Here is an 820-nt window from a genome sequence, read left to right as displayed (position 1 = left end):
AGCCGCGCCAGCGCCGCGTCCGCCAGCGCCGGGACCACCACGGCCTCCGGCGCGACGGCGGCGAATTCCGGCGGCATGCTGTCGAGCGTGGGGGCGAAGGTCGCCAGCAACCCGATGCGCCCGCGCGGCCCGGCCTGTTCGACGGCCGCCTCGATCATCGCCTCGTTCGGCTTGAGCACCGGCAGCGGGGACAGCGCCGCCGCGCACGCCTCGATGCACGGGCCGAAGGCGGAACAGGTGAACAGGATGCCGTCCGCGCCGCAGTCCACCGCATAGCGCGCGAGCGTCAGGAACCGCCGCTCCATCGCCGGCGTCAGCCGCCCTTCGGCGGCGAGATCGGCGGACAGGCTGTCGTCGAGCAGGTTGGCGATCCGCGCCTCCGGCCACAGCCGGGCGAACGCCTCGCCCGCCGGTGCCACCGAATTGCGCAACGCATGGATCAGCGCGATCCGCATGGCCTCAATGCTCCATCGCCGGACGTGGCCGCAGCACGCTGAACAGCCCGGCGGCGAGCAGCGTCGCGGCGCCGACCAGCAGGTACTGCCACGACGAACTCGCCTGCAGGAACGCCGACGCGCTCATGATGATCTGCACCAGCGCCGCGCCGGCCAGAACGCAGACGAACGAGCCGCGCCCGCCCGCGACGCTCGCCCCGCCGAGGACGACGGCGGTGATGCTGCTCAGCGTGTATTCGACGCCCGTGGTCGCCGAGCCGATGCCGATCTGCGCCGCCAGCATCAGCCCGCCGAAGCCGGTCAGCGCGCCCGACGCGGCGAAGGCCAGCACCTTCGCCCGGCCGCCGCGCACGCCCCGCCGCGCC

2 protein-coding genes are annotated in these 820 nt (G+C 74.3%); both read right to left on the bottom strand.

Annotated elements, in window-relative coordinates; all coding sequences use genetic code 11:
* The coding region (locus B8460_RS14615; RefSeq protein ID WP_048862350.1) for an arylsulfatase at positions 1 to 455 on the bottom strand (455 nt) is incomplete at its 3' end.
* 4 nt (positions 456 to 459) lie between these two features.
* Positions 460 to 820 (bottom strand): ABC transporter permease subunit (locus B8460_RS14610; protein ID WP_048862349.1); only part of this gene is annotated, 361 nt, incomplete at its 5' end.

Origin of the sequence: Acidisphaera rubrifaciens HS-AP3 (assembly GCF_000964365.1) — a bacterium.
GTDB classification, from domain to species: Bacteria; Pseudomonadota; Alphaproteobacteria; order Acetobacterales; family Acetobacteraceae; genus Acidisphaera; species Acidisphaera rubrifaciens.
Note: the sequence above shows the minus strand (reverse complement) of the source record. Positions and strands in the feature narration are given on the sequence as shown.